We start from the raw sequence: 6,694 nt of genomic DNA on the forward strand, positions 1-6,694 counted from the left end.
ATGGTCGAGTGAATCATCAACTCTGTGATTCCGGGAGAGCTCTCCGGTGATCTACGCATGAGATCTAACGAGAGGCCATCTCGTCCCCACGGGACAAATTGCAGTAAACCAACATACTCGCCATTACGAATTGCCCAGGTAATAACAGCGTCAGAATCTTCTGTTGAGCAGAATCGTCCTAAAGCCATGGAGAACCCTCTCTCATCTCCACCACGCCGCCATTCATTTGCATATCGTGCCAAGAGTCGAAGAGTTGCTTCATCTATCTCAGAAATCTTTTTCGTGATGGTGGTGTTCTCTTCTTTGCGAGCACGGTTAATGGTCTGACGAACATTTTTCATTTGCGGTGTATCAAGTGAGTAATGATCGGTATAGACGATTGCCTCATCACCGATTTCAAGTGCTTCTAAGCCAATGGTTTTATGCCAAACCTCTCCAGCTTTTTCAGTGCATCCATAGATAGCAGGTACCCAACCATGGCGATCTGCTTCAGTAATGAAATTCTCCATGGCGTTAGGCCAACTCTCTACATCACCCAATGGGTCACCCGAAGCGACCATTGTTCCGCCAGTAACCGAGTAAGCAATTGCTGCTTTATCGTTGTTGGACCACATCAGTAATTTGTCATCGCGCTGAGCAAAGTATGCGAGTGAATCTTCAGATGGATACCGCTCAAGCAACATCGAGAGTGCGGCTCGCGCTTCTCGGCTCTGTATCGCCTTTATCTCTATTGGGCGCAAAATCTTTGCAATGGTTGTAGCTGCGATGAAGGCTCCTAGCAACATCAAGGTCGTCTCAAGCCGCTCCTGATATGCCGGGGCGCTAAATGCAATTGGAGCAGATATTCCCACAAATCCTTTAAATACAATTTCAAAACTTTGCAGAAATGAAGGTGGCGAGAGAAAGTATTTGCGGTCGAGATTAACGAAGAGCACCCCGACCAAGATGGAGAGCGCTGACACCCGCACAAAGTACGTAACATCACCTCGGCGGGTATGGGAATCTGAAAGAGTAGTAAATCGAGCTCTCTTGATGAGCAAGAGGGTAAGTAAGGCTAATTCAAAGAGGAGATGAGTGGCTCCAAAGGCCCCAAAGATTAAATGTGATGTGAGGTGGTGGGAGAAGAATCGATGGAGATTATGAAAGATTCCTATCGCGATAAGAGTGGCTTGAAGTGAGGTTGCAAGCAACCAGGCGCGCCTGCGCCGATTCAAAATTCCACGTGCAATCAAGAGTAGAGATATCGCAATGATGAGCGATGCCGCCTCAGTGAGATTGGTGATCGATGTGTGTAGATCTCTACCGACGATATGGACAAGATGAGGAAAGCGGTGGATAGAAAGCAGACCAACCAACGAAGCTGATTGCAAGACCAGTAAGAACGCAATCAATCGAGGTACTCGACTTGTATCTACCATGGCTCAATCGTAAGTGCCCAGAAATCTCTCAGCTAGTCAAATAGAGAGCTTTAGGCAATCTCTCAGCAGATTCAGAGCTATTTAACTGTGAAGGTGACCGAGACGGTTGAGGTGACAGTCTTTTCAATGCTTGTGGTGTCATATGCGCCGCCATCTGCAGTCATTGTTGAATCTGGGGTTGTCACCTGGAAGACACCGGCGCGAACAGATTGAACAGAGCCAACCTTTCCACCAACAGCCTTTGTGATTGCTTCTGCGCGAACTTTTGCATCCTTCATCGCTTCTTCAAGCAACTGTGGGCGAAGTGAAGGAAGAGTGGAGATGTAGTACTGAGGTCCGTAGTTATTAACACTGACGCCAGTCTGCAGCAGCGAACCGATTCCTTGAGATAACTTTGCAATCAACTGAACATCTTGAGAGCGAACAACCACATCGCGATTTGCACGGTAGTTAAGAATGCGACCAGTGCTGTTGCCGTTCTGCCACTCTTCATTGGCATACGTTGAGACTGATCCCAATGTGATATCAGATGCTGCAACGCCGCCATCGGTAAGGTACTTACTGACTGCAATCACATCTGTTCCGACTTTTGTGACAGCTGCTGCAACTGTTGGTCGTGTCAGCGAAACGTTAAGTGTCCATACTGCGTTATCTGCAGTAGCTGACGTCTTTGCAGAACCTGTAACAGTGATTCCATTGGAGGTGCGCGATGCAAAGCCTGATCCAACCTTTGCCAATCCGATTCCAAGTGCCGATGCCAGAATCGCAGCTGCGGCAATGATGGCGAACGCTTTACGGCGTTCGATCTGGATAATTGGGCTATTTGCTGGGTTGAAGTCGTTGTTGCTCATGATTTGAGTGTATTACTCGTCCGTATTGAGCGTGGCTTTATAAGAATGTGACTTTCCTACGAATATTGGCGAATATGAATTAGGCGCTGCCTCTAGTATCCTTAGCCCTAGTCGGACGCTTAAATCAGTACCCGTTTGTTAAGGCTTAAATCTTTACTCGGTATGGCTGTAGGCAAGATGAAGACTGGCGATAGAGATATTTATCGCCCCACATATCGAAGGATAAGAAATACATGGCAACAGGTACAGTTAAGTGGTTCAACTCTGAAAAGGGATTCGGATTCATTGCAGTTGATGGCGGAGGACAGGACGTTTTCGTTCACTACTCAGCAATCCAGGGCAACGGATACAAGAGCCTTGAAGAGGGTCAGGCAGTTACATTTGAAGTTGTCCAGGGTCCAAAGGGTCCTCAGGCAGACGCAGTTAACCCAGCCTAATAACACTTACGAAAACCCCGCCGAGAAATCGGCGGGGTTTTTTCTTTCCCTCAATTATCTGCTTGAACTACTTCGGCGGAACAGGTGGAATCTCTCCTACCTTTGCTTTACGAGCATTGACCTCTTTCACCGGTGAAAGATCTGCGCCCTTCTTCCAGGCATCGAGGTATTTCCACGGAAGAATTTCGCCACGACGCACCCACCATGTATCAGCAGGAGTTGGCCAGGAAATTCCAAAGTGCAAATGAGGCGCTGTTCCACGTGCGCTTCCAGTCGAGCCCACTGCACCCAATACACGACCAGCTTTCACTGCCACTCCTGGTTCGATGCTTGATGGGATGCTCCGCAAATGCGAGCCGTAGTAACGCACGCCATCTACGCCGATGATGGAGACAAAGAGGCCTCCGCGATCAATGCCTAGGTTTGTCTTACCACTCCAGTTATCGATGCGATTGACCTCATCGACAACTCCATCGATCGGGGCTACAAACTTGCATCCTGCCTTGGTCAAGATATCTGTCGCTGCATAATCATGGTGTGCGCGCGCATAGTTAACTTCACATCCAGCAATGGGAAAGGTAAATATTGGAGCAGCTTGCGCAGCCGGCGTAAAGGCAAGAATGAGCGAGGCAAGTGCCAACTTTTTCAACATGGGAAAGAGCCTATCAACGCTGATTATTTAATGAAGTGCTGCACGGTCAAGTTTCGCTGTGACAATCATGTGTGGCACGGTCAGCGCCCACACTGTTACTAGCGTCAGCCACAGAAAATCACTATCGATATTGCTTCTAGAGAAGATTGCAAGGAATCCAACGAAGATGAAGGTACCTGCGAGAGCCGGCAATCCAGGTAAAACTGCCAGGGAAAAAGCTCGAGCCGCTCTTCCTTCTTGATGTGCAGCAATTGACGCAGGCAGAAGTGAGGTAAGTCGTGCTGTATGTCTCATCGCATGCCAGCAGCCGAAGTAGACGGCAAATGCCACAAGCGGTGGAGTAAAAGATGCCAATCCCGCGAGAAGCACAATATCGATGCAATCTCGATACCGTTTTCGCGAGAGAAGAGTGAGAACCGAAATTGTTGCAATTCCTGCAATCAGAATTTGAATCTCTGCCGAATGCCCTCTATCCCAATTGACCAGGAGAGGATTTACCTGCTCAAGTGCTGATGCGCTCTTGTTATTTACGAGTGGAATAAATACTGGCAATACGCCGGCAGGAATCGCATAGGCCCAGATTGGAAGCTGGGTATCACGGTTAGCGCTATGGCGATCGAGCTCACGTAAAAATGCGCTATCCCCGATTCCGAAATGGGTTGCGCTCATGATGACGACCGCGATAAATCCAGCTTCATTCCACTTGAGAATCGCCCATATTGCAACGAGCGCTATCCCAACATAGGCAGCTATGAAGAGTGACATTAAGAGCGGTCGCTTTCGAGGAAGAGTCACGAGATGATCTAGCGCACCGTGTGGAATGCCGATTGCAAGGGCGGCGATTGCCATCGCCACCTGCCAGTTCATGGATTGTGATCCGAGCCAGGAAGAGAAGATCAGAGAAAGGACAACTGAAATCGCGACGGCACTGCTGGAAAAGATGCGAACTCGCTGAAAAGTTTTCTTTTGGGCGCTCTCCATAACAGTCACAGTAGCAATATTTGAGCCCGACTATGCAAAACTAGGCAAATGAAACAGTGGTCCTACATGGGAATGCTCATCTTCACATTATGTGGCTCTGGCTGGCTCGAGATTGTTCTCAAAACCGGCGTCCTGCGACGAATCAAGCGAGCTGCGCTGAGCATCTTGCCTGTGAGCCTCTTCTTTCTTATTTGGGATGCCTATGCAATTGCCAAAGGACATTGGTTCTTTGATCGCAGCCAAATGCTTGGCATATATGGTCCATTTGCGATTCCACTTGAGGAGTACCTCTTTTTTATCATCGTACCCCTGGCTGCAATTCTGACAATCGAGGGGGTTACGACGGTGAAGCCTCATTGGCGCAAGGGAGAGTTCGGAGAATGATCTATTCGGATATTGCCATTGCTGCTCTGACCATCTCTGTGATGGTTGATCTCTTTGTGCTGAAGAATTCGATGCTCACACGTGCCGCATTTTGGACTTCATACGCAATCATTCTACCCTTTCAATTGCTGACTAACTGGTGGCTGACTTCACGCAACATTGTGATGTACAGCCCCGATGCAATCATCGGACTTCGAATCTGTGCAGCACCCATAGAAGATTTACTCTTTGGATTTGCACTCGTGCTCAGCGTGATGGGAATGTGGGAATTCTGGGGTCGCCGCGGAGTTCAGCGCCACTAAATTTTCGTTACTGAGCAGTCAATTCAAAGAGTAGTCCGCTCTCGGGTTTGAAGACTGGAAGCTGTAGACCAATATTAGCGAGCTGCTCTCCTGTCATCGTTACCGACGGCCACCAACCTGGATGCACTTTTTGAAGATAATCTGTGGCGCTCAACTTTTCGTTAACAGTTACTGTATAGACAGTCTTTGCATCAAGACCATCGAAAGTTGCAACGAGCGGTCCAAAATTGTCCAACGAAGTCAGTTGCATATACGTGAATATGGCCCGCTTCTTATCTTGTGCGACTGTGCCATACATCTGAGCATTGCCAACGATGACATCACTGCGCACAACGCTTCCTGAATGTAGAAGTTCACGATTTTTCTTATAGAAAGCGATGTAATCCTTCAAGACTGCGATTTCATCATCACTAGCTTCAGTGACATTCCATTCGATCCCCGCATGGCCAAAGAGCGCGTTCAGTGAGCGGAAAGAGATGCTGTGGGTGCGGTGCATTTGATGACCAGTTGTTGGGCCAACATGTGTCCCGAGGAACTCTGGTGGAATCACCATCGCACTCCAGCGTTGAATCTGCTGACGCTCTAGTGGATCGTTCTGATCAGAAGTCCAGAAGCGATCTGCGTGTTCAATCATTCCAAGATCTACGCGACCTCCACCTGATGCACACGATTCAATTTCAAGCCCTGGGTGGCGACGTTTAAGCTCATCAAATAAACGATAGATAGCTTCAGTCTGCTTGCGAACCACAGGGCGACCGTCGCTGATGGGATCCGACAAGTGGCGGTTGTGGTCCCACTTAATGTAAGCAATGTTATTTTCAGTCAGCACCGTATCTACTTGATTGAGAACGTGGTTATAAGCGCCTTCCTTTGTGAGGTCGAGAACTTGCTGCCAGCGACCTTCCACTGGAATGCGACCTGCCTCATGCAAAATCCAATCAGGATGCGCACGATAGAGGTCAGAGTCAGGGTTGACCATCTCTCCTTCAAACCACAAACCAAATTCAATTCCCTTTGAGTTGATGTATTCGATCATGGGAGTTAAACCATTAGGCCATGCTTCGGCAGATACAACCCAATCGCCAAGACCCATCTTGTCTACTCGACGAGAGCCAAACCAACCATCATCTAGAACAACTCGTTCTACGCCGATTTCTGCAGCCTTGTCAACGATTTTCTTAATTCCTTCAAAGTTGTGATTGAAGTAAACAGCTTCCCACATATTTAAGGTGAGCGGACGTGGGCGAAGCTTTGTTGGGTGGTTGGGGCGTGAACGAACCCATTGATAATGATTATCTGTAATTCCATCTAGCCCTACCTCACTAAATGATGCAACGGCGCGAGGTGCTTCATAACTTTCACCCTTTGCAAGAATGACTTCACCTGGAAGCAGGTACTCTCCCGCGCCAATTGAATTATTTCCATCAATTAGCTTTTCAACATGGTGAATGCTCTGACCTGACCATGCCATTGCAAGTGACCACGCTGAACCAGTTTGGAAACCAGTTTTGTTATTAAGTGCAATCTGAGTGATTGTGTAATCGTGTCCAGTGCGACCTTCAAAACCTTCGCGAGTTGTGAGGCCATATGCCAATGAACGACGCTGAGATGTACGTTCCTTTGTCCAGTGTCCGTAATAGTCGAGCACCTCATCTGCCTGATCAGGAAG

General features: G+C 48.2%; 8 protein-coding genes. 3 read left to right on the forward strand and 5 right to left on the reverse strand.

Annotation, left to right across the window (positions count from 1 at the left end; all coding sequences use genetic code 11):
• Together ACKOVI_RS03860 and ACKOVI_RS03865 are read right to left on the reverse strand one after the other, a co-directional pair.
• Positions 1 to 1,418 (reverse strand): phosphatidylglycerol lysyltransferase domain-containing protein (locus ACKOVI_RS03860; RefSeq protein WP_509602715.1); only part of this gene is annotated, 1,418 nt, incomplete at its 3' end.
• A gap of 77 nt (positions 1,419 to 1,495) precedes the next feature.
• The gene (locus ACKOVI_RS03865; RefSeq protein ID WP_509602716.1) at positions 1,496 to 2,269 is read right to left on the reverse strand and encodes an SIMPL domain-containing protein; all 774 of its coding nucleotides are present in this window, start codon (positions 2,267 to 2,269) and stop codon (positions 1,496 to 1,498) included.
• Positions 2,270 to 2,502: 233 nt separating this feature from the next.
• Here ACKOVI_RS03865 and ACKOVI_RS03870 point away from each other — a divergent pair, with 233 nt between their 5' ends.
• Complete coding sequence (locus ACKOVI_RS03870) at positions 2,503 to 2,706, forward strand: cold-shock protein (protein ID WP_009612185.1); 204 nt, start codon at positions 2,503 to 2,505, stop codon at positions 2,704 to 2,706.
• Between the two features lie 67 nt (positions 2,707 to 2,773).
• Here ACKOVI_RS03870 and ACKOVI_RS03875 read toward each other — a convergent pair whose 3' ends face one another.
• Together ACKOVI_RS03875 and ACKOVI_RS03880 are read right to left on the reverse strand one after the other, a co-directional pair.
• On the reverse strand, positions 2,774 to 3,358 hold the full coding sequence (locus ACKOVI_RS03875) for a M23 family metallopeptidase (protein ID WP_509602718.1): 585 nt from the start codon (positions 3,356 to 3,358) through the stop codon (positions 2,774 to 2,776).
• Between the two features lie 27 nt (positions 3,359 to 3,385).
• Positions 3,386 to 4,339 (reverse strand): Brp/Blh family beta-carotene 15,15'-dioxygenase, encoded by a 954-nt coding sequence (locus tag ACKOVI_RS03880; RefSeq protein WP_509602719.1) that lies wholly within the window; start codon positions 4,337 to 4,339, stop codon positions 3,386 to 3,388.
• A 48-nt stretch (positions 4,340 to 4,387) separates the two neighbouring features.
• Here ACKOVI_RS03880 and ACKOVI_RS03885 point away from each other — a divergent pair, with 48 nt between their 5' ends.
• Positions 4,388 to 4,723, forward strand: coding sequence for a lycopene cyclase domain-containing protein (locus ACKOVI_RS03885; protein WP_509602720.1), 336 nt, complete (start codon positions 4,388 to 4,390; stop codon positions 4,721 to 4,723).
• Positions 4,720 to 5,025 (forward strand): lycopene cyclase domain-containing protein, encoded by a 306-nt coding sequence (locus tag ACKOVI_RS03890; RefSeq protein WP_509602721.1) that lies wholly within the window; start codon positions 4,720 to 4,722, stop codon positions 5,023 to 5,025. Before ACKOVI_RS03885 ends, ACKOVI_RS03890 begins: the two co-directional genes overlap by 4 nt.
• Before the next feature lie 7 nt (positions 5,026 to 5,032).
• Here the strand turns inward: ACKOVI_RS03890 and ACKOVI_RS03895 are convergent.
• A partial coding sequence (locus tag ACKOVI_RS03895; protein WP_509602723.1) for an alpha-galactosidase occupies positions 5,033 to 6,694 on the reverse strand: 1,662 nt, incomplete at its 5' end.

Origin of the sequence: Candidatus Planktophila sp. (assembly GCF_046070465.1) — a bacterium.
Lineage (GTDB): Bacteria > Actinomycetota > Actinomycetes > Nanopelagicales > Nanopelagicaceae > Planktophila.